Annotated in this window: 16 protein-coding genes and 1 pseudogene; 10 read left to right on the top strand and 7 right to left on the bottom strand. The window is 71.6% G+C overall.

The window, feature by feature from the left end; translation table 11 throughout:
• Window positions 1-110: 110 nt before the first annotated feature.
• Entirely contained in the window at window positions 111-1,154 is a 1,044-nt protein-coding gene (locus JEQ17_RS32555) for an ABC transporter substrate-binding protein (RefSeq protein ID WP_200398573.1), read from the bottom strand.
• 296 nt (window positions 1,155-1,450) lie between these two features.
• Here JEQ17_RS32555 and JEQ17_RS32550 point away from each other — a divergent pair.
• Both JEQ17_RS32550 and JEQ17_RS32545 read left to right on the top strand, forming a co-directional pair.
• A pseudogene (locus JEQ17_RS32550) lies at window positions 1,451-2,662 on the top strand (hypothetical protein); the annotation flags it as partial.
• A 726-nt stretch (window positions 2,663-3,388) separates the two neighbouring features.
• Window positions 3,389-3,565 carry a hypothetical protein gene (locus JEQ17_RS32545; protein WP_200398572.1) on the top strand — a complete coding sequence of 59 codons (177 nt, stop codon included), beginning with the start codon at window positions 3,389-3,391 and terminating at the stop codon, window positions 3,563-3,565.
• 87 nt (window positions 3,566-3,652) lie between these two features.
• On the opposite strand, the gene JEQ17_RS32540 is transcribed toward JEQ17_RS32545, so the two are convergent.
• The 3 genes from JEQ17_RS32540 to JEQ17_RS32530 form a co-directional block, all read right to left on the bottom strand.
• On the bottom strand, window positions 3,653-4,606 hold the full coding sequence (locus JEQ17_RS32540) for a 3-oxoacyl-ACP reductase (protein WP_200398570.1): 954 nt from the start codon (window positions 4,604-4,606) through the stop codon (window positions 3,653-3,655).
• 67 nt (window positions 4,607-4,673) lie between these two features.
• Complete coding sequence (locus tag JEQ17_RS32535) at window positions 4,674-5,750, bottom strand: Zn-dependent alcohol dehydrogenase (protein WP_200398568.1); 1,077 nt, start codon at window positions 5,748-5,750, stop codon at window positions 4,674-4,676.
• A 126-nt stretch (window positions 5,751-5,876) separates the two neighbouring features.
• Window positions 5,877-6,752 carry a MaoC/PaaZ C-terminal domain-containing protein gene (locus JEQ17_RS32530; protein WP_200398566.1) on the bottom strand — a complete coding sequence of 292 codons (876 nt, stop codon included), beginning with the start codon at window positions 6,750-6,752 and terminating at the stop codon, window positions 5,877-5,879.
• A gap of 291 nt (window positions 6,753-7,043) precedes the next feature.
• Here JEQ17_RS32530 and JEQ17_RS32525 point away from each other — a divergent pair, with 291 nt between their 5' ends.
• The 4 genes from JEQ17_RS32525 (at window position 7,044) to JEQ17_RS32510 (ending at window position 10,910) form a co-directional block, all read left to right on the top strand.
• A complete protein-coding gene (locus JEQ17_RS32525) occupies window positions 7,044-8,003 on the top strand; it encodes an ABC transporter ATP-binding protein (protein WP_200401842.1) in 960 nt (319 codons plus the stop codon).
• The gene (locus JEQ17_RS32520; protein WP_200398564.1) at window positions 8,003-8,722 is read left to right on the top strand and encodes an ABC transporter permease; all 720 of its coding nucleotides are present in this window, start codon (window positions 8,003-8,005) and stop codon (window positions 8,720-8,722) included. Before JEQ17_RS32525 ends, JEQ17_RS32520 begins: the two co-directional genes overlap by 1 nt.
• Window positions 8,723-8,767: 45 nt before the next feature.
• Window positions 8,768-10,030, top strand: coding sequence for a sensor histidine kinase (locus JEQ17_RS32515; protein ID WP_325176298.1), 1,263 nt, complete (start codon window positions 8,768-8,770; stop codon window positions 10,028-10,030).
• 247 nt (window positions 10,031-10,277) lie between these two features.
• Window positions 10,278-10,910, top strand: a complete 633-nt coding sequence (locus JEQ17_RS32510) for a response regulator transcription factor (RefSeq protein WP_200401841.1) — start codon at window positions 10,278-10,280, stop codon at window positions 10,908-10,910.
• A gap of 170 nt (window positions 10,911-11,080) precedes the next feature.
• On the opposite strand, the gene JEQ17_RS32505 is transcribed toward JEQ17_RS32510, so the two are convergent.
• The 3 genes from JEQ17_RS32505 to JEQ17_RS32495 form a co-directional block, all read right to left on the bottom strand.
• A complete protein-coding gene (locus tag JEQ17_RS32505) occupies window positions 11,081-12,511 on the bottom strand; it encodes a DHA2 family efflux MFS transporter permease subunit (protein ID WP_234048462.1) in 1,431 nt (476 codons plus the stop codon).
• Window positions 12,512-12,637: 126 nt separating this feature from the next.
• Window positions 12,638-13,828: a lipid-transfer protein gene (locus JEQ17_RS32500; protein WP_200398554.1), complete on the bottom strand. Its 1,191-nt coding sequence runs from the start codon at window positions 13,826-13,828 to the stop codon at window positions 12,638-12,640.
• On the bottom strand, window positions 13,825-16,101 hold the full coding sequence (locus JEQ17_RS32495; RefSeq protein ID WP_200398553.1) for an acyl-CoA dehydrogenase: 2,277 nt from the start codon (window positions 16,099-16,101) through the stop codon (window positions 13,825-13,827). The genes JEQ17_RS32500 and JEQ17_RS32495 overlap by 4 nt, the downstream gene beginning before the upstream one ends.
• Before the next feature lie 177 nt (window positions 16,102-16,278).
• Between JEQ17_RS32495 and JEQ17_RS32490 the strand changes: the two genes are divergently transcribed.
• The 4 genes from JEQ17_RS32490 to JEQ17_RS32475 all read left to right on the top strand — a co-directional run bounded on the left by JEQ17_RS32490 (window position 16,279) and on the right by JEQ17_RS32475 (window position 20,698).
• A complete protein-coding gene (locus JEQ17_RS32490; protein ID WP_200398552.1) occupies window positions 16,279-18,060 on the top strand; it encodes an MFS transporter in 1,782 nt (593 codons plus the stop codon).
• A gap of 118 nt (window positions 18,061-18,178) precedes the next feature.
• Window positions 18,179-18,829 carry a class I SAM-dependent methyltransferase gene (locus tag JEQ17_RS32485; protein WP_200398551.1) on the top strand — a complete coding sequence of 217 codons (651 nt, stop codon included), beginning with the start codon at window positions 18,179-18,181 and terminating at the stop codon, window positions 18,827-18,829.
• Between the two features lie 197 nt (window positions 18,830-19,026).
• Window positions 19,027-20,076, top strand: a complete 1,050-nt coding sequence (locus tag JEQ17_RS32480; RefSeq protein WP_200398550.1) for a helix-turn-helix domain-containing protein — start codon at window positions 19,027-19,029, stop codon at window positions 20,074-20,076.
• Window positions 20,077-20,191: 115 nt separating this feature from the next.
• Entirely contained in the window at window positions 20,192-20,698 is a 507-nt protein-coding gene (locus tag JEQ17_RS32475) for an RICIN domain-containing protein (RefSeq protein ID WP_200398548.1), read from the top strand.
• The last annotated feature ends 6 nt before the right edge of the window (window positions 20,699-20,704 follow it).

Here is a 20,704-nt window from a genome sequence, read left to right as displayed (position 1 = left end):
AAAGGCTACCTGCCTTGTGTCCGTGCCCCACCGGTCGCGGGCTACTTGACCAGCTGTGACCGGGCGACCCCGCTGCGGGCGCTCGGCGAGGTGGCCGTGCGGTCGTCGTCCTACTTGGCGAGGAAGCCCTTGAGGTCGTCGAGGACCTCGTCGGCCGCGGTGACGCCGAGGCCGAGGTACCAGGTCTCGTCGGGTACGTCCTTGGCCTGGCCGTCCTCGACCGCGCCGAGCTTCTTCCAGAGCGGGTTGTCCTCGGCGGTGGCGCGGTCGGTCTTCTTCGCGTCGCCGTAGACCCCGGTGAAGATCCAGTCGGCGTCGGCGTCGTCGATCTTCTCCGGGCTGATCTCCGCCGCGAGGTCGTTGATCTGCTGGTTCTTGGGGCGCGGGATGCCGACGTCCTCAAGGATCGTGCCGATGAAGGACGCCTTCGCGTAGAGGCGGATCATGCCCGGCAGGTAGCGGAGCATGGTGACGGTCGGCTTGTCGGGGCCGAGCTCGTCGCCGAGGGCCTTGGCCTTCTTCTCGTACGCGGCGAGCTGCGTCCTCGCCTCGGCCGTCCTGTCCAGCGCGGCCGCGTTGAGGAGGTAGTTCTCCTTCCAGGTGAAGCCCGGACGGATGGAGAACACGGTGGGGGCGATCTTGGAGAGCTGCGGGTAGAGCTTGGCGGCGCGCAGCTCGCTGCCGAGGATCAGGTCGGGCTTCAGGCCCGCGATCGCCTCCAGGTTGAGGGCGTTGATCGTGCCGACGTCCTTGGGGCTGCCCGCGTCCTTCTTCAGGTACGAGGGGATCCCGGCCGAGCCCTCGGTGGGCGCCCAGCCGACGGGCTTCACACCGAGGGAGACGACGTTGTCGAGCTCGCCGACGTCGAGGACGACCACACGCTCGGGCCTGGCCTTCAGCTCGGTCTCGCCCATCGCGTGCTCGATCGTGCGCGGGAACTCGCCGGCCTTGGCGGTCGTCCCCATCTTGGCCGTCTCCTCGGCTGCCTTCGCGAAGTCCTCGCCGCCGGTGGCGACGGACTTGCTGCCGGCGCCGTTGTCGGACTTTCCGGAGCCGGAACCCGAGTCCGAGTCGCCCGACCCGCAGGCGGCGAGCGAGAGAGCGGCCGCCACGGCGAGGGCGACGGCGGCGGAACCGCGGCGTCGTAGGGACATCAGGCACACACTCCGGTGGTTCATGATCAGGTGCAGGTTCAGGATCGGGGCCGGGACGGACCCGGACCCCGGTGGCGCGCGAGGGGCACGGCGAGGACCTCAGGAACCCCACAGGCAACGCTCAAGCGCCACTTAGGCAGCCCTAACCATAAACCGCCCCACCCCCGCTCAGCACACCCGCCCCCGTTCCCTCAGGCGAATCAGAAACGGGCCACTCTTATGTGTGAAGCGGTCACCTGCCGGTCCCACGCCTGTGCGTGCGAAAACTAGGTTTCGTGGCCGGAGGTGACCGAACGATGACGGCCTGTGCCTCCCCCGAGGTCTCGACTTCGCTCGAGCAGGGGGGAACCCCATCGTCCGCGGCGGTGAACGAGAACGAGTGGGCCGCGCGAACAGGGTGCGTGATCACCGTCGACGGGTCGTACGCGGCCCGCCTGGCCCGAAGCGGCGACTCCTGGTTCCCGGAGCGCTGGACACTGGACGGCCCCGAGCCGTACGCCGTGCCACTGCCCGGCAACCAGCCGGAGGAGCCCGGCACGGAGGTGCTGCCGATGGCGGACGGGCGGGTGCTCATCCACCGTCTCGTCGACGGACGGCACACCTTCTCGCTGCTGTATCCGACGGGCCCGGGGACGGGTGAGGTACTGCTCGGCGCGGTCGAATGCCCGGACGTGGGCACGGAGTTGCGGCTGCTGCCTCCCGCTCCGGCCGGCACCCGTGCGTACGCCCTTGCCGTGGGCCGGAGTTCGACGGCCGTGTGGCTGGTCGCGGGCGGCGCCTTCGGGCCCGAGCATCTGGCGGAGGTACCGGGCCGCTGCTCGGGCGGGGTGTGGCTGGGCGGCGGGGACCGACTGCTCGCGCTGGACCGGGAGTTGGACGGCCGGACCAAGACGGTCGTGGTCGATCTGGAGCGCGGGGGCGAGGTGTCGCCGCTGCTGCAGATCTCCGAGCGGAGCAACGACCGGCTGCTGCTCGCGGACGCCGACAGCGGGCTGCTCCTGATCCGGTCGGACGCGCCGTCCCCCGGCCAGGAGCGGCTCGGCTGGGGCGTGTTGGGGAGCACGCTTCCGGTGCGCTTCCCTGAATACCTGCGACTGCCCGGCCGGGCGGTCGCCCCGTTCGCGATCCAGCCGGGTCAGGTGCTCACCCCGGAGAGCTGCGCGGTGGCCCTGCGGATCGGGGGCCCCTCGGGCAGCTGGCTCGGCGTGTGGCGTCCCGCCGAGCGGCACGTCCACCAACTGGCCGCGCCCGACGGCTGGTTGGCGGGCTCGGGCCAATGGACCAGGGACGGGGTGCTCCATCTGCCGTACGCGACGGGGGCGGTGCCGTGCGGCGTGTCACGGGTGGGAGCGCCCACGGGGGCGGGGGACGGGGGCCCGGGGGATCCGAACCGTACGGCTGAGGCGCGGGGGGACGCGTCACGGGGGCCGTCGGTCGCGGGTCCCCCGGAGCCCGCGGCGGCCCGTCCCGTACCCCTCCAACAGGCACCGCTGACGGGACGCCTGATGGCGAACGCGTTCGCCGGCCGCCGGTTGGCCCAGGGGGCGGGACCGGGAGCGGGTCGGCCAACCGGTCCGGGCGCGGGGCCGGTTGGCACGGGCACGGCGGGCGGCACGGACTGGGTCGCCGCCCGGGCCCCGGAGCCGGTCCGCAGGGAGGGCACGGGCTGGACTGCCGTCGAGAGCACAGGGCAGGCAGGTGCCGGATGGACTGCCGTCGAGAGCACAGGGCAGGTGGCTGCGCAGAGCGCCGGCCACTCGGTGGCCGAGCATGAGAGCCGTGCACCCGTCGAAGGCGGCAGTGACGCGGCTGCCGGAAGTCCCCTCGGCATGGTCCCGGCGGACCCGGAGAGCACCCTTCTCCTGGCTCCGATCGACCCGGAGAGCCCCAGCCCCGTGGCCGCCGACGGGACCGGCGGAGCTCCCGCTGAAAGCATTCGCCCAGCAGTCCGGGCGGCGGTCCATGAGGCGGTCCAGCCGTCGGTCCAACCGTCGGTCCGGACGACGGCCCAGGCGCCGGTTCAGGTGGTGAACCCACTGCACATCGAGCAGGTGAGTACCGAGTGCCCGCCGGCCCTCCGCGCTCTTCGGGTGAGCGCCGATACGAAGCCCCCTTCCGCCCCCCTCAAAGTGACCACCGAGTAGCCCCAACCACCCCTCGGCACTGTCACACCCGCCCGTTAGACTCGCCCGCGCTGTACCGAAGGATCTTGTTGACACGGGGTGAATTTCCACATGAGCGACACGAACACCATGGAGACGACGGCCACCGACCCGCGGGCGACGGTGGCCCAGGCAGCAGACGACGGTGGCCACGGCCGGCACCGGGGGCCCGTCTCCGCGCAGGAGGGCGAGGCGACCCCTCGCGGCCGGCACCGTAAGCCCGCCGAGCACGGCGACACGGCGGCCTGACGACCTCAGGTCCGGAACGTCACACGGCCCCGCCCGACACTCGTCGGGCGGGGCCTTTCCGTGCGAGCGGCACCCCGGCACAACCTGTCACTCGTGCTTGAGCCCCAGCACCTCCGCCGCCGCGAACGTCTCCCCCGCCGGCCGGTCCGCGTAGTGCGGTGTGAGCAGCGCGTCGAGTTCGTCGTACGTGAAGGCGTCCTGCTTGGTGTCGAACTTGGCGGCCACCCGCGGGCGTTCGACGACCGCGACCATCCCGCCGTGCACGACGAGCAACTGGCCGTTGACGTGTGCGGCCGCGGGCGAGGCCAAATAGCCGACGAGCGGGGCGACATGCTCGGGAGCGAGCGGGTCGAGCCGGTCCTCGGACCCGTCGTCCGCCGGTTCCTGGAAGCCCGCGAAGACGTCCGCCGTCATCCGGGTCCGGGCACGCGGGCAGATGACGTTCGCCGTGACGCCGTACTTCGCGAGCGCCAGTGCCGTCGAGGTGGTGAGCCCGACGATTCCGCCTTTGGCGGCCGCGTAGTTGGGCTGTCCCGCGGAGCCCGCGAGGAACGCCTCCGAGGAGGTGTTCACGATCCGCCCGTACACCGGCGCGTCCGCGGCCTTGGACCGGGCACGCCAGTGCGCGGCCGCGAAGTGGGTGGTGTTGAAGTGGCCCTTGAGATGGACCCGGATCACCGAGTCCCACTCGTCCTCGGACATCGAGAAGACCATCCGGTCGCGCAGGATGCCCGCGTTGTTGACGAGGATGTCCAGCTGTCCGAACTCGGCGACCGCCAACTCGACCAGTTCCCGGGCCTGTTGGTGGTCGGCCACGTCCCCGGTGTGCGCGACGGCACGACCGCCCGCCGCCCGGATCCCGGCGGCGACCTCCTCGGCGGGCGTGGCGGACGCGGCGCCCGAGCCGTCCCGGCCGGGCTGTCCGAAGTCGTTGACGACGACGGCGGCGCCGAGCCGGGCGAGCTCCAGCGCCTCCGCCCGGCCGAGGCCGCGGCCCGCGCCCGTGACGACCGCGGACCGGCCCTCAAGTGGCAGTGACATCAAGGTCCTTTCAGGGATCGGCAGTTGGAGGTCCCGTGTCGATCGAAGGGTGCTCGACGGACGGGCGTCAGATCTCGATGCACGTACGCAGCGCCACACCCGTACGCATCTGGTCGAGCGCCTCGTTGATGTCGCTCAGCGGCACCCGGTGGGTGATCAGCCCCTCCAGGTCGATGCGCCCTGCCCGCCAGAGGGCGACGGTCCGCTCGTACGACCGCAGGACGTCCCCGCCGCCGTACATGGACGGCAGGATCCGCTTCTCGTCGAAGAACAGCTCGAACATGTTGAGCTGGAGGTGATCGTCCATGGCACCCGCGCCGACGACGACCAGCGTGCCGCCGCGGCGGGTGTTGTCGTACGCCGTGCGGGCGGTGGCGGAGCGGCCGACGACCTCGAAGACGTAGTCGAAGCCCTCGCCCGCGGTCACCGACTGCTTGGCGTCGGGGAGTTCGTCGGGCGACACGGCCCTGGTGGCGCCGAACTTCAGCGCGGCCTCGCGGCGGGAGGCGACCGGGTCGACGGCGACGATCTCGGCGGCGCCCTTGAGCCGGGCGCCCTGGATCGCGGAGATGCCGACGCCTCCGCAGCCGATGACGGCGACCGACGAACCGGCTTCCACATCCGCGGTGTTGAGGGCGGCGCCGAGTCCGGTGGTGACGCCGCAGCCGATGAGGGCGGCGATGTCGAAGGGCACGTCGTCCGGGATCGGCACGGCGCAGCCCGCGTCGACGACGACCTCCTCGGTGAAGGTCCCGGTGCCCGCGAAGCCGAACACATCGCCGCCGGGGCGCTTGAAGTTGGGCGTGCCCGCGTTCATGAACCCGGCGAGGCACAACTGGGTCTGGCCGCGCTTGCAGGCGGGGCAGGCGCCGCAGGCGGGCAGCCAGCACACGACGACCCGGTCGCCGGGCTTGATGTTGGTGACGCCCTCGCCGACCTCCAGGATCTCGCCCGCCCCCTCGTGCCCGGGGACGAACGGCGCGGGCTGGGGCAGCACCCCGGCCATCGCGGAGAGGTCCGAGTGGCACAGGCCGGTGGCCCGCACCCGGATCCTCACCCGGCCGGGGCCGAAGCCCGTCGCCTCGACGTCGTCGAGTATCTCCAGCTTGTCCTGGCCTATCTCGTGCAGTACGGCTGCGCGCATGGTGCGGCTCCCCTCGGAAACGTACGTACGACACTCAGGTGTGCCGACACTCGGATGCGGGACTTGCGGCTCACGGGCGACTCAGGTGCGGGACATACAGCACGGGTGCAGGTGCGGGTGCGGGGCTCAGTTGTGCGCCACGACGGTGTCGGCGAGGACCGGTGCGTCGTCCCGGTCGGCGGCGCCCACCGTCACGCGGACCGTGCCGTCCCCCTGCCACATACGGATGCGCAGGGTCTCGCCCGGGAAGACGACCCCGGCGAAGCGCGTGGCGTAGGAGCGGACCCGGCCGACGTCGCCGCCGAGTGCCGTGTCCACGACGGCCTTCAGCGTGATGCCGTACGTGCACAGCCCGTGCAGGATCGGCCGGTCGAAGCCGGCGAGCTTGGCGAACTCGGGGTCGGCGTGCAGGGGGTTCCAGTCGCCGGAGAGCCGGTACAGGAGCGCCTGGTCCTCGCGGATGACTCGCTCAACCGTCCTGTCCGGATCGCCTGTTGGTGGTTCGGGGCGGGTGGAGGGGCCGCGGTCGCCGCCGAAGCCCCCTTCGCCGCGTACGAAGATCTGGGCGTCGCTGGTCCACAACGGGCCCTCGTCGTCGGCGACATCGGTGCGCATGACGAGGATGGCGGCCTTGCCCTTGTCGTACACGGCCGCGATCCGCCCGGTGGCGGTCGCCCGGCCCTCGACGGGGATCGGGCGGTGCAGCGTGATGGTCTGGCCGCCGTGCAGTACGTGCGCGAGGTTCACGTCGATGCCCGGCATGGAGAGACTGTTGATCACGCCCGGTGAGCCGGAGCCCGCGACGGTGGCGAAGCTCGGCAGCACGTGCAGCCGCGACTCCAGGGTGTAGCGCAGCTCGTCGGGGTCCGTCGCGGGGCTGTCCTTGTCGGGGTTCGCACCGGCGCCGAGGCCGAGGTGGTAGAGCTGGACGTCCTTGTGACCCCAGGCGATCCCGGCGGACCGGGGCTCGGCCGCGAGAGCCTGGGCAACGTCGATGGGCATGGGGCTCCTGACTGCTGGCGGGGAAGACCCCGGTGCGGCCGTCCGCACCGTCGGCCGCACCGAGGTCGACACTGAGCCGAGGAACCCGCCTGTTCTAGAACGCGTTCCAGTCCGGCGACCACCTGTATAGCTCAGGGTCCGGCACATGTGAAGACTCCTGACGGCATGTCAGATGGGTTGCGGGGGCCCGGCAGTGACATTTGTCCTGCCCGAGTCCGTACATTGCGCATCTGCCCCGCCGGCCCCCGGATTCGTAGCGTCGTACCCATGACGAGGACGGGGACGAGGACGATGACGGACACGAGGGATACGGCGGCGGAGACCAGAGGGGGCGAGGCCGCGGACCAGGCCGTTTCCTTCGCGGGGGCGGTGAAGGCCTTCGGGGCGGTGCGGGCCGTGGACGGTGTCGATCTGGAGATCGCGCGCGGCGAGACGGTCGCGCTGCTGGGCCGCAACGGCGCGGGCAAGTCCAGCACGATCTCACTCCTGCTGGGCCTGAACGAGCCGGACGAGGGCGTCGTACGCCTCTTCGGTGGCACCCCGGAGGAGGCCGTGCGGGCGGGGCGCGTGGGCGCGATGCTCCAGGACGGCCGGCCGGTGCCGCGGGTGACGGTGGGCGAGCTGGTCGGGTTCGTGGCCGGTACGTATCCCGCGCCGATGCCCGTCGCCGAGGCGCTGGAGCTCGCGGGCATCGCCGAGCTGGCCGGGCGGCGCGTGGACCGGCTGTCCGGGGGCCAGACGCAGCGGGTGCGGTTCGCGGTCGCACTCGTCGGGAACCCCGCGCTGCTCGTGCTCGACGAGCCGACCGCGGCGCTGGACGTGGAGGCGCGGTACGCCTTCTGGGACTCGATGCGGGCGTACACGCGGCGCGGCCACACCGTCCTCTTCTCCACCCACTATCTGGAGGAGGCGGACGCCAACGCCGACCGGATCGTCGTCATCGACCACGGGCGGATCGTCGCCGACGGCACCGGCGAGCAGCTGAAGCGGGCCGCGGGCGGCAGCCTCGTCGCCTTCGACCTGGCCGGCGCGGGCACGGACGGGCTGGCGGCCCTGCCCGGTGTGGTCTCCGTGGAGGTGCGCGGGGACCGGGCGCGGCTGCGGACCGACGACTCGGACGCGACGGTGATCGCCCTCGCCGAGCGCGGCGCGATACGCGCCCTGGAGGTCGCACCGGCCTCGCTGGACGACGCGTTCCTCGCCCTGACCTCCTCCGACGCCCCTGCCCGTACCTTCCTGGAGACGGTGTGATGCTCGACTATCTGCGGCTCGAAGTGCGCCGGACGCTGCGGGACGTCGGCTTCATGATCGGCGGTGTCCTGATGCCGACGGTGATGTATCTGCTGTTCACGAACCTCGGTGACGGCGCCGACGGCGACTGGCGGACCGTCTCGATGATCGGCATGGCCGCGTACGGCGCGATGGGCTCGGCCCTCAACACCGGCGGCGGGGTCGCCGAGGACCGGAGCATCGGCTGGCTGCGGCAGCTGCGGATCACACCGATGAGCCCGCGCCAGGTCGTGATGGGCCGGGCGCTCACGGGTGCGGTGACGGTGCTGCCGGCGATCGTCGCGGTCCTCGTGGCGGGCGGCCTGGTCAACGGCGTACGGCTCGACGCATGGAAGTGGGCGGCGATCGCGCTGCTGCTCTGGCTCGGCTCGATCCCCTTCACCCTGCTCGGCCTCGGCAACGGCTACCGGCTGACCGCGCAGGCCACGGGCGTGGTGAACATGGTGTGCAACCTGACGCTCGCGGTGGTCGGCGGCCTGTGGTTCCCGCTGAGCCTCTTCCCCGGGTGGCTGCAGTCGCTGTCCACCTACACACCCACGAACCGGTTCGCGCAGCTCGGCACGTCGGTCGCCGACGGGCACGCGCCCGCCCTCGGGGCGGTGCTGGTGCTGACCGCCTGGCTGCTGGCCTTCGGCTCGTACGCTGTGGTCTCGTACCGCAGGACCGCGCGGACCGTCTGAACGGGGGCTGGAGACATGTCCTGGATGCGAAGGACCATCTGCCAGATGTCCGCGTGGCAGGAGAAGCGGACGGACTGGAAGGCCGACCGGGACGCGTTCGTCGCCGACCAGAAGGCCGTACGGAAGACCGGGAAGCTCCCGGAGCATCTGGGCCCGCCGCCCAGCGGTTTCGCGCTCCTCCCCTGGCTGCTCATGGGCATGGGCGCCTTCTCCAACCTCTTCCAGGGCAAGACCCCGAACCCGTGGATCGGCGGTATCGGCCTCCTCGTCTTCAACTCCCTCTACATCCATGTGGTGTTCCGGGCCTTCACCAAGGAGGCCCGCGAGGCCCGCTCCACCCGGGGCGCGCTGCTCGCCCTCGGCGTGGTGACCTGTCTCCTGGGCGGCCTGTACGGCGGCAGCTGGCTGCTCTTCTTCCCGCTGCTCGGCCTGGCCGCGGGCGCGATCGTCCGCGGTCGGTGGCTCGGCAGGACCGGCATCGGGCTGAGCACGCTCGCGGGTGTCGTGGCCGGGCTGCGGGACGGCTGGGGCGCGGTGAACGTCGCGTACGGCACGTTCCTGTCCACCATGGTGACCGCGGCGATCCTTTCCCTGTCGGACGCCGTACGTGAACTGCGCGCGGCGCGCGAGGAGTTGGCCCGCCAGGCTGTCGAGAAGGAACGGCTGCGCTTCTCCCGTGACCTGCACGATCTCCTCGGGCACACGCTCTCCGTCATCGTCGTGAAGTCGGAGGCGGCCCGTCGGCTCGCGCCCCGCGACATGGACGCGGCGCTGGTCCAGGTCTCCGACATCGAGTCCGTCGGCCGCCAGGCGCTCACGGAGATCCGCGAGGCGGTCACCGGCTACCGGGAGGGCAGCCTGGCCGCGGATCTCGACCGGGCGGGATCGGCCCTGCGGGCCGCCGGCATCGAACCGGTCGTCCGCCGGTCCGGGCCGCCGCTCGCCGCCCAGACCGAGGTCCTGCTCGGCTGGGTCGTCCGCGAGGCGGTCACCAACGTGGTGCGCCACAGTGGCGCGGGGCGTTGTGAGATCACGGTGGACGGTTCCGCGGAGCATGTTCGGTTGCGTGTCATGGACGACGGTCGGGGGGTGGCGCCCCCGGCCGCGCCGGAATCGCCCGTGCCCGGCATCGGCGGTACGGGGATCGGCGGTACGGGTCTGAAGGGGTTGACCGAGCGGCTCGCGGCGGCCGGGGGGTCGTTGGAGGCGGGGCCCGGGGTGCGGAACGGGTTCACTGTGACGGCGGAGCTTCCGGTGGATCCGGCGGAGCCGGCGAGGATGGCGGAGCCGGTGGAGGCTGCTCGGTAGGTGCGGGTCGGCTCCGCCGGGGGGTGTGTTGTTCGGCTGCGGGTGCGTTGTGGCTGGTCGCGCAGTTCCCCGCGCCCCTGAAGACGAAAGGCAGGGGCTGCGCCCCCGCGCTTTCGTCTTTGGGGGGGCGGTAGCCCTTGCTTTTGAGGGGCGCGGGGAACTGCGCGACCAGCCCCCACGGACCCGCAGCCGAACAACGCACCCCCTGCGGAGCACTTCCCCGGCCTACTCTGAGCGCGTGAACGAGATGCCCCGGGACTACCGGCCCGCCAAGTCCATCCGCGTTCTGCTCGCCGAGGACCAGGGGATGATGCGGGGCGCCCTCGCCCTCCTCCTCGGTCTGGAGGCGGACATCCAGGTGGTGGCACAGGTCGGAACGGGGGACGCGATCGTGGGAGCGGCCCTGGAGTCGCGGCCGGACGTGGCACTCCTGGACATCGAACTGCCCGGGATCAGCGGCCTCGACGCCGCCGCGCTGCTCCGGGACGAGGTGCCCGACTGCCGGGTGCTGATCCTCACCACCTTCGGCCGGCCGGGCTATCTGCGGCGGGCCATGGAGGCGGGCGCCGCGGGGTTCCTCGTCAAGGACGGGCCCGTGGAGGAACTGGCCGAGGCGATCCGCCGGGTGCTGACGGGTGAGACGGTCATCGATCCGGCGCTCGCGGCGGCCGCGCTCAGCGCTGGGCCGAATCCGCTCACCGCGCGTGAGTGCGATGTGCTGAAGGCCTCGGTGGACGGGGCGACGGTGGCCGACATCGCGTCGAAGCTTCACCTCTCCGAGTCGACCGTCCGCAACTACCTCTCGTCGGCGATCGGCAAGACGGCCACGCGCAATCGCATGGAGGCCATGCGGGAGGCTCGCCAGCAGGGGTGGCTGTAAGCGGGTTCGTTGTCTGCGGGTGGGTGGGGGCTGGTCGCGCAGTTCCCCGCGCCCCTAAAGACGAAAGGCAGGGGCTGCGCCCCCGCGCTTTCGTCTTTTTGGGGGGCGGTAGCCCTTGCCTTTAAGGGGCGCGGGGAACTGCGCGACCAGCCCCCACCCACCCGCAGCCGTCAACGCACCGCCGGCGGAGCCACCCGCGGGAGCCACACCAGCATCAGCACAACCCCCACGAGCAACACACCCCCACCCGTGCGGAACACCAGCGCGTACCCCTCCGTCAGGGCCTCCGGCGACACCCCACCCCCGGTCCGCGCCGCGGCGATCGTCGACATCACGGAGAGCCCGATCGCACCCCCCATCGTGCGGGAGGTGTTGATCAGCCCCGACACCAGCCCGGCCTCCCCCGGCTCCGCCCCCGACGTGGCCAGCGCGGCAAGCGGCGTCGCGGACAGCCCGGCGCCGAGCATCATCAGGATGCCGGGGAACATGATCGTGGTGAGATACGCGCCGTCGGCGGTCATCGTGGACTGCCAGCCGAACCCGGCGGCGGCCACCAACGCCCCGAGGACCGCGACATTCCGCGCTCCGACGACCGGCATCAACCGCGGCGCGACCTTCGAGCCGAGGATCACCGCCAGGGAGCTGGGCACGAGCGCGAGTCCGGCGTCCAGCGGCGAATAGCCGAGCACGTTCTGCGCGTACAGCGTCATGAAGAACCACATGCAGAACATCGCCGAGCCGCACAGGAACATCGCCACGTTCGCCGAGGACACGGACCGCCGCCGGAACAGCTTCAGCGGCATCAACGGCACCTTCGTCCGCGCCTCGACGAGCAGGAACAGCCCGATCAGGGCGGCCCCGGCGGCCAGTGGCACCAGGGTCTCGGCCGAGGCCCACCCCTCGGCCTCGGTCTGCACGATCCCGTACGCGAGGGTCGCGAGGCCGGCCGTCACCAGCAAAGCTCCGGGCAGGTCGATCCGCCGTCCGTCGCCGGCCCGGCTCTCGACGAGCCAGAGCAGGGCGCCGGCCAGCACCACCGCGCCGATGGGCACGTTGATCAGCAGGACCCACCGCCACGACAGCCCGTCGACGAGGACCCCGCCGACGAGCCCGCCCGCCGCGCCGCCGCCCCCGCCGACGGCGGTCCAGGTCGCGATGGCCCGCGCGCGGGCCGCGCCCTCGGGCACGGCCGACGTCAGGATCGTCAGTGTCGAGGGCGCGAGCACCGCCGCCCCGAGACCCTGTACGGCCCGTGCGGCCAGCAACTGCCAGCCCTCCTGGGCGAGCCCGCCCGCGAGGGAGGCCAGCGTGAACAGCGCGAGCCCGACCAGGAACATCCGCTTGCGGCCGTACAGGTCCCCGGCCCGCCCGCCGAGCAGCATGAACCCGGCGAAGGCGATCGTGTAGGCGTTGACGACCCACTGGAGCCCCGGGGCGCTGAGCCCCAGGTCGGCCCGCATCGACGGCAACGCCGTATTGACCACGGACACATCGAGGACGACGAGGAACTGTCCCGCGCAGGCGAGTGCGACCACCAGCCAGGTGGGCGGCGCGGCACGACCGGACACGGGTATCTCTGCGGCGGTTCTGAGCGTGGGCATGGGTGTCATGCTCGCAGCGGCCTCGTGCCCCGTACATCGGAATTTCGCTGCACGATCCGTCCACCGCAGGACCTAGGACCCCTGGCCGCCCTTTCTCAGCCGCCCGGCCCCGCCCGGAGACCCCGCTCAGCCCCGCCTCAGCAGCGTCACCACCGCCGCGCCCCCGAGCCCGATGTTGTGGGCGAGGCCCACCCGCGCGCCCGTCACCTGCCGTGCCGCCGCCTCGCCCCTCAACTGCCAGACCAGTTCGGCGACTTGGGCGATTCCGGTGGCTCCCAGGGGATGCCCCTTCGAGATGAGCCCGCCCGAGGGGTTCACCACCCAGCGTCCGCCGTATGTCGTCGCGCCCGACTCCACCAGCTTCCCGGACTCGCCCTCCTCGCACATGCCGAGCGCCTCGTACGTCAGGAGTTCGTTGACGGAGAAGCAGTCGTGGAGTTCCACGACGTCGACGTCCTCGATGCCGAGCCCGGCCCTCTCGTACACCTGCCGGGCGGCGGCCCGGGACATCGGCTGCCCGACGACGTCGACGCACGACCCGGACGCGAACGACTCCTCCGTGTCGGTGGTCATCGCCTGCGCGACGATCTCCACCGCCCGCTCCCCCAGCCCGTGCCGCTCCACGAACCGCTCCGACACGACGACGGCCGCGGCGGCCCCGTCCGAGGTGGGCGAGCACTGGAGCTTGGTCAGCGGCGCGTGCACGGTACGCGCCGCGAGGATCTCGTCGACCGAGTAGACGTCCTGGAACTGCGCGTAGGGATTGTTCGCCGAGTGCCGGTGGTTCTTGGCCCCCACGGCCGCGAGCTGCGCCTCGGTCGTGCCGTACTTCTCCATGTGCTCGCGCGCCGCGTTCCCGAAGATCTGGGCGGTGGGCGGAGTCATCTCGAAGCCGTGCCGCGCCGCCATCACGGCGTAATGACGCGCCACAGGTGACGTCTTGAAGTCACCGCCGTCCGCCCCGCCACCCAGCGCGCCCCGCGCCATCTTCTCGAAGCCCACCGCCAGTACGCAGTCGCTCGCGCCGCCCTCCACGAACTGCCGGGCGAGCATCAGCGCGGTCGAGCCGGTCGCGCAGTTGTTGTTCACGTTGTAGACGGGCACTCCGCTCAGGCCGAGTTCGTAGACGGCCCGCTGTCCGGCCGTGGAGGCCTGGAAGCAGTAGCCGACGGGCACCTGCTCCACGGCGTCGTACGAGATCCCGGCGTCGTCAAGGGCGCCCGTGCCCGCCTCCCGGACCATGTCCCAGTACTGCCAGTCCCGGGTCTCCGGCTTCTCGAACTTGGTCATGCCCACACCGACGACATACGCCTTCATGACTCTCCCCGGCCTTCCGCTCGCTCTTCCGCCCGCTGGTCCCTCGGCAGGCCGAGGATGCGCTCCGCGACCACGTTCAGCTGCACCTGCGTCGTCCCGCCGGCGATGGTCAGACACCGGCTGAGCAGGAATCCGTGCACGGCCCGCTCCCCGGCGCCCTCGCACAACGCACCGGCCGGGCCGAGGAGTTCGAGTGCCAGCTCGGCGACCTTCTGCTGGTGCGCGGTCTGGACGAGCTTGCGTACGGAGGCACCGGCGCCCGGGTCCACGCCCGAGACCTGCCGCATGGTCGTACGGAGTCCGATGCAGCCCAGCGCGTGGGCCTCCGCGATCAGGGTTCCGACGCGTTCCCGCACGGTGTCGTCGAGGCCGGTGGAGCGGGCGACGATCGCTTCGAGGCCGGTGCCGAAGGTCAACTGGTCGGCCATGTGGACGCGTTCGTTGCCGAGCGTGTTGCGCGCGACCCGCCAGCCGTCGTCGACCGAACCGACCACGGCATCGGCGGGCAGCACGACATCGTCGAAGTAGACCTCGTTGAAGAGGGATTCGCCGGTGATCTCCTTCAGGGGACGGATCTCGATGCCGTCCGTCTCCTTCATGTCGACGACGAAGTACGTGAGCCCCTTGTGCTTGGGCGCGTCCGGGTTCGTCCGGGCGAGGAGGATCCCGTAGTCCGCCCACTGGGCCGAACTCGTCCACACCTTCTGCCCGTTGACCCGCCAGCGCCCGTCCGCCGTCCGCTCGGCCCGCGTGCGGAGCGAGGCGAGGTCGGACCCGGCCCCGGGTTCCGAGAAGAGCTGGCACCACAGCACGTCCCCGCACAGCGTCGGCAGCAGATACCGCTCCTGCTGCTCTGGGGTCCCGTAGGCGATGAGCGACGGTACGACCCAGGTGGCGATCCCCAGGTCGCCGACGCGCACTCCGGCGGCGGCCAGCTCCTCCTGCACGGCGAGCTGCTGGACGGGTCCCGCGCCGAGTCCGTACGGCGGGGGCAGATGGGGTGCGGTGTATCCGGTGGGCGCCAACTCCCTTCGTACGGCTGCCGGTTCGAGGCCGCGTACGCGCGCGATCACCGCGCGGGCCGCCATCCGGTGCCGCGCAGCCTCCGCCTCGGGAAGCTCGGTGCGGAGCTCGCGTCTCGCCCCGTTCTCCGCCGCTCCGACCGCCCGCAGCAGCTGCCCACCGCCGAGCAACTGCCTTGCCACCAGGGCCCGTCGGAGGTAGAGATGCGCGTCGTGCTCCCAGGTGAACCCGATGCCACCCAGCACCTGGACGCAGTCCTTGGCGCACGTGAGGGCCGCGTCGAGCGCGACACCGGCGGCGAGAGAGGTCACCAACTCCCGTGCGTCGTCGGGTTCTTGTACGGCCCGGGCCGCGTCCCACGCCAGCGCGGCGGCCCGCTCGACGCGGACCAGCATGTCGGCGCACAGGTGCTTGATCCCCTGGAACTGCCCGATGGGCCGGCCGAACTGCTCCCGCACCTTCGCGTACTCGGCCGCGGTCTCCAGCGCCCACGCGGCGGTCCCGCACGCGTCGGCGGCGAACACGGCGGCGGCGAGGTCCCGCACCAGCGCCGAGTCGATGTCGAGGACGCGCTCGGGCGGGACGCGTACTGCCGTGGCCACCACCTCCGCGGTCGCGCGCGTCGGGTCGGCGCTCTCGTGGACGCGGACGGAGAGCTGCGAGGCGTCCACGGCCAGCCACACCGCGCGACCACCCGGCACCGGCACCGCCCCCGACGCCCCCGCCCCTGCCTCTGCTCCTGCTCGTGCCTCCGACGCCGCCAGGATCAGCACGTCCGCGTCGCCGCCGGACAGTACGGGCGGAGCCGTCCCGTCGAGCACGTACCCGTACCCGTCCGCTCCGTCCGTGTCGGCCACGGCGGTCAGCGTCCCGGTCCCGAGGGCGACCGCCCCGATCCGCTCACCCGCGGCCATGTCCCGCACCAGCTCCTCGGCCGTGGCGCCCGCCCTCGCGAGCACCAGCGAGGCGAGCGCGTTCGCCGCGTACGGCCCGGGGAGCGCCGCCCGTGCGGCCTCCTCCAGTACGACGGCGAGGTCGAGCACCGTCCCGCCGCCGCCTCCGTACTTCTCCGGGAGGTGCACCGCGAGGAATCCCTGCGCGGCGAGCGCGTCCCAGTGGGCGGGGCGGCCGCCCTGGCCGCCGGGTGCGTCGAGCAGCTTGCGCGTTTCCTCGGGTGGCACCGTCCGGGCGATCCAGCCGCGTACGGCCTCGGCCAGGTCCCGCTGTTCCCGCGTGATCCCGATCCCCATGCGGCGCAGACTAGAACACGTTCCAATCTGACGGAAGGTCAGATGCGGGCCGATCCACTTCTTCACGTAATGAGAAAGTCAAGAATTCGTTAGCGGCTCGAAGCAACGGAATAGTTGCCTGGGCGCACGGGGTTCACCTTGCACCTACCCCGCTCTCGCCTCTGGAGGCAGCACGTAATGACCCGGACAACGACGGACCCGCGCACGCGAAGGCCCAGCGGCAGCGGAATCGTTCCGGTGCTGGCCTTCGCGGGCATCGTTGTCGCGGTGATGCAGACCCTGCTCGTGCCGGTCATCAAGGACCTGCCGGAGCTGCTGGGCACCTCGCCGAGCAACGCCACCTGGGTGATGACCTCGACCCTGCTCGCGGGCGCCGTCTCCACACCGATCATGGGGCGCCTCGGCGACCTGTTCGGCAAGCGGCGCATGCTGATCGCGAGCCTGGCCGTGATGGTCGTGGGCTCGCTGATAGCCGGTTTCACCAGTGATCTGCTCGTGATGATCGTCGGCCGTGCCCTGCAGGGCTTCGCGATGGGCGCCATCCCGCTCGGCATCGGTCTGATGCGCGACGGGCTGCCGCGCGAGAAGCTCGGCTCGGCGATGGCCCTGATGAGCTCCTCGATCGGCGTCGGCGGCGGTCTGGCCCTGCCGGTCGCCGCCCTGGTCGCGCAGCACGCAGACTGGCACGCGCTCTTCTTCGGCTCCGCGGGCCTCGGCACCCTCTCGATCCTGCTCACCCTCGCCTTCGTACCGGAATCCCCGATGCGCGCCGTGGGCACCTTCGACGTGTGGGGCGCGCTCGGCCTCTCCGCCGGTCTCGTCCTCTTCCTCCTGCCGATCACCAAGGGCAGCGACTGGGGCTGGACCTCCGGCACCACGCTCGGCCTGTTCGGCGCGGCGGCCGTCGTGCTCCTCCTGTGGGGCCTGATGGAACTGCGCGTGAAGGCGCCGCTGGTCGACCTGCGCACCACGGCCCGCCCCGCGGTGCTCTTCACCAACCTCGCCTCGATCATGGTCGGCGTCGCCTTCTACGCCGTCTCGCTCGTCCTGCCCCAGCTCCTCCAGCTGCCTACGTCGACCGGTTACGGCCTCGGCCAGTCCATGGTCGTCGCGGGTCTGTGCGTGGCTCCGCTCGGCCTGACGATGATGTTCACGGCGCCGGTGTACGCCCGTATCTCCGCCAAGTACGGCCCCAAGGTCACCCTGATGATCGGCATGCTGATCATCGCGGTCGGCTACGGCGCCGGCCTCGGCCTGATGAGCGCCGCCTGGCAGACCATCGTCATCGCCGTCGTCCTGGGCGCGGGCATCGGTCTCGCGTACTCCTCGCTGCCCGCACTGATCATCGGGGCCGTCCCGGCGTCGGAGACCGGTGCGGCGAACGGCCTCAACACGTTGATGCGCTCGATCGGTACGTCCGTGTCCAGTGCCGTGATCGGCATGGTGCTGGCGAACACGGCGGACCAGGTGGGCGGAGTCGCGGTGCCCACGATGCAGGGGTTCCGGGTGTCGTTCCTGATCGCCACGGGTGCGGTGCTGCTGGGGCTGGTGTTCGCGGCGTTCCTGCCGGGGCGGCGGGCTGCCGTGAACGCGGAGAAGCCGCATCTGATCGCGTCCAGCGAGGACGCCGAATCCGGCGAGGTCTCGCCCGGATCGGCCCCGGCCGGGCAGGCCGCTCAGGCCGGGTTCCGTGGCCGGGTTCTCACCGCCGACGGTGTTCCGGTCGCCCGGGCCAAGGTCACGCTGATCGACCGGCGGGGGCGGCAGGCGGGGGCGACGCTTTCCGGGGAGGACGGCGGCTATGCGCTCTCCGTGCCCTCCGAGGGGGCGTATGTGCTGGCCGCGAAGGCTCTGGGCCACGAGCCGCTGGCCTCGTCGGCCACGCACCCGGGGGGTGACCGGGCGGTCGAGCTGGATCTCTCGTTGCCCGGGGTGAGCGTTCCGCTGGGGGCGTCGTAGTTCGTCCGCGGGTCGGTGGGGGCTGGTCGCGCAGTTCCCCGCGCCCCTGACGGGGCGCAGCCCCGTCCCGTGGTGCACCATGGGGCGCCCCCGTACTCGTACGACCTGGAGGAACCCCATGCCCGCCGCGCCCAAGCCGGAGATTCTCGCTGCCTTCGAGGGGGCCAAGGGGTTCATGCCCGTGGGGGAAGGGCTTGCGTTGTACGGGGCTGCTGTCGAGGCGGGGCGGCTGGGGCTGCCGTTGCTGGAGGTCGGCACGTACTGCGGGCGTTCCACGGTCCTGTTGGCCGGTGCGGCACGGGAGGCCGGTGTCACGGCCGTCACCGTCGACCACCACCGCGGCAGCGAGGAGCAGCAGCCGGGCTGGGAGTACCACGATCCGGCGACGGTCGACCCGGAGCTCGGCGTCATGGACACACTCCCGACCTTCCGCCGTACGCTCCACCGGGCGGGTCTGGAGGACCACGTGGTCGCCGTCGTCGGCCGCTCGCCGCAGATCGCCGCCTTCTGGAACTCCCCTCTCGGCCTCGTCTTCATCGACGGCGGCCACACCGACGAGCACGCGACCGGTGACTACGAGGGCTGGGCTCCCCATGTCGCCGAGGGCGGACTGTTGCTCATCCACGACGTGTTCCCCGACCCGGTGGACGAGTTCACCGGGCAGGCGCCGTATCGCGTGTATCTGCGGGCGCTGGCGTCGGGCGCGTTCACGGAGGTCTCGGTGACGGATTCGCTGCGGGTGCTGCGGCGGACGGGCTCGGGGATCTGAGGGCGGGCACGGCCCGAGCCGGACCACCCGCCGCCCAGGACCTGAATTTCACCCACGCGCCACCTGCCAGCCGTCGGGATGCCCTCTCCGAGTCGGCTTCCATGGCACCCGAATTCACCGTATGAAGATTGAAGTACCCTCCGCACGGGCGGAGTTGGGCCGCAGCGCGCCCGACGGCCGGGGAGGGACGGGGCGGGATGATCGGGACGGTGTTCCGGAGCGAGGACGTGCCTGCTGAGCACAGGTTCGACTACTGGCGTGACCTGGTCCACCGGGCGATCGCACCGAGCGACATCACCAGTGACCACGCCGGCGACTTCTGGGCGGAACAGCGCCTGCTGGAGCTGGGGCCGATGATGGTGTGGCCTACGTCGTTCCTGCCCTCGCGATTCCTGCGCACCGAGAAGATGGTGCGTCAGTGCGACCCCGAGATGTACCACTTGTCCCTGATGCTCGGCGGCGGGCTGGGGCTGGACCACATCGGGCGGACCGACCTGTACGGCCCGCGCGACCTGTGGGTGACCGACACCTCCGAGCCGTACGACGTGCGACCGCCGGACGGCGGGGGCCGCCAGCTGATCACGGGTGTGGCCGTGGACTTCCCCAGGTCACTGCTGCCCCTGTCGCCGGGCCGGGTCCGGGAACTGCTGGGCAGGCGGCTGTCGGGGCGGGAGGGGACCGGCTCGCTGCTGACGGAGTTCCTCATCGGCCTGGACCGGCAGTCCGACGTCCTCGAGCCGTCCGACGCACCGCGCCTGGGGACGGTGCTGCTCGACCTGCTGTCGGCCTGGTTCGCCCAGGTGCTCGACGCGGAGGACATCCTGCCGCCGGAGACCCGCCATCGGGCCATGACCACGCGCATACGGGCGTTCATCCGGCAGAACCTGCGCGACCCGGGGCTCGCACCACCCGTGATCGCCGCCGCGCACCACATCTCCGTCAGCTATCTGCACCGGCTCTTCCAGGAGCATGCGCCGGGCGAGGACGGCGAGGGCGAGACGGTCGCGGCCTGGATCCGCCGGCTGCGACTGGAGGGTGCCCGGCGCGATCTGGCGGACCCCGCGCTGCACGCCGTCCCCATCCACACCGTCGCCGCCCGCTGGGGCCTCCCCCGCGCCTCCGACTTCGCCCGCGCCTTCCGCAGCACGTACGGGCTCACGCCCAAGGAGTACCGGCTCCAGGCTCTTTCCTCGCCGGAGCCGAGGGAGCAGACGGAACAGGCGGAACAGGCGGAACAGGCGGAGTAGACGCAGAGCGCAGGATCTGTGGACTCACCGCTCACGACAGTCCCAGGAGCCCCACCGCATTCTTGCCGGGTACGTCTCGCACACCGTTCCCGACCGGACCGAGGGGCACATCACCATGTCCAAGACCACGAAAATCATCGGGCGAGTAGCCGCAGTGGCCACCACGGCCGCCTGCGCACTGGCCTTATCCACGGCGGCCAACGCCGATGCGGCCGCCTACAAGACTCTCGTCAATCTGGGCACCGGAAACTGCCTGGCCGTTCCCAACGCCAACACGGCCAACGGCATCGGCCTGATCCAGTGGGACTGCAGCGGCGACGGTGAGCAGCAGTGGCAGCTGGAAGCGGTGGAGGGCGGAAACGGCGACCGCTACCGCGTCCGGAACCTGAACAGCAACAAGTGTCTCGCCATGCCCAACGCCAGCACGGCCAACGGCACCCAGGCCATTCAGTGGACGTGCGGCGGCGGCAGCGAGCAGATCTGGATCCACGACAGCATCGACCGCCTGCGGAACCTGAACAGCGACAGATGCCTGGCCATCCCCAGCGCCAGCCCGGCCAACGGCACCGAAGCCATTCAGTGGACCTGCACCACGAGCACTGACCAGCGGTGGCTCTGGTAGTGATCA

The sequence above is a fragment of the Streptomyces liliifuscus genome (assembly GCF_016598615.1).
Lineage (GTDB): Bacteria > Actinomycetota > Actinomycetes > Streptomycetales > Streptomycetaceae > Streptomyces > Streptomyces liliifuscus.
Note: the sequence above shows the minus strand (reverse complement) of the source record. Positions and strands in the feature narration are given on the sequence as shown.